Source organism: Finegoldia sp. P1-F-LS (genome assembly GCF_052932205.1).
Map to the genome: position 1 here is coordinate 1 of NZ_JBRFJH010000024.1, position 1,116 is coordinate 1,116.

Genomic DNA, 1,116 nt, shown 5'->3' on the forward strand with positions numbered 1-1,116 from the left:
GATAATTTATCATAACAAGTGCAACATAAAATAACTCATAGCTAATCAGCTGTGTTAATATGTAAGTGACCAAACAAAACATATTAAAAGGAGCGATTAACTATGAGCTATAACCATATTACCATAGAAGAGAGATCTTGTATCTACCAATTTTTAAATTTAGGAATGAGTATAAGGAAAATTGCACAAGCACTTAAAAGGTCACCTAGTACAATATGTCGAGAAATTAAAAGAAATTCTTCTAAAATAAAATCCAGTAGAGGAAGTAACACTAGATATTTCCCAATAAAGGCAAATGACAAATATCGTGATAGAAGGAAAGATTGTCATAGGAAAACCAAGTTTACTAAAGATGTTATTGAGTATTTAACTATAAAAATTAATGAACATTGGTCACCTGAACAAATATCAAATAGAAAAACAAATGCTACTAATCATATACCATCTACATCAACCATATATAGGCTCATACACGCAAAAAAACTGCCAAAAACCAGTATGAAAAATTTAAGAAGAAAAGGAAAGTTTAAGAGACCAGCAGAAAAAAGAGGAAAATTCAACGATAAAGGAAGAACAATTAAGAAAAGACCTAAAGAAATATACAAAAGGCAAGAGCTAGGTCACTGGGAAGCAGATACAGTAGAATCAGGCAGATTCGATCATAAAAGAAAAAGTGGATACTGTTTCGTAACTTTAGCAGAAAGAAAATCTAGATACTATATAGCAATTCTAGTTGAAAATAGGAAATCAGAAAATGTAACGCCTGCAATAATCAATGCACTAAAAGATTTTCCAAAAGAATTAGTAAAAACAATAACTTTTGATAGAGGTAAAGAATTTTCAGAATTTGAGAAAATAGAAAAAGAGTTAGGATGTAAAACTTATTTTTGTGACCCCTACTGTGCATGGCAAAAGGGTACAAATGAAAATAGTAATGGACTTTTAAGGGAGTTTTATCCTAAAGGTATGGATTTATCGGAAGTAAATATTAATGATTTAAATGATAACTTAAGTTTAATGAATAATAGACCTAGAAAATGTATACAATATAAAACACCTAAAGAAGAACTTTTTGGTTTCTTACCATAAGTGTTGCATTTGATTTGACAATTCGTC

General features: G+C 29.6%; 1 protein-coding gene. It reads left to right on the top strand.

The window, feature by feature from the left end; genetic code table 11:
* Window positions 1–102 precede the first annotated feature (102 nt).
* Entirely contained in the window at window positions 103–1,089 is a 987-nt protein-coding gene (locus ACU68Y_RS09015) for an IS30 family transposase (RefSeq protein ID WP_094226153.1), read from the top strand.
* The last annotated feature ends 27 nt before the right edge of the window (window positions 1,090–1,116 follow it).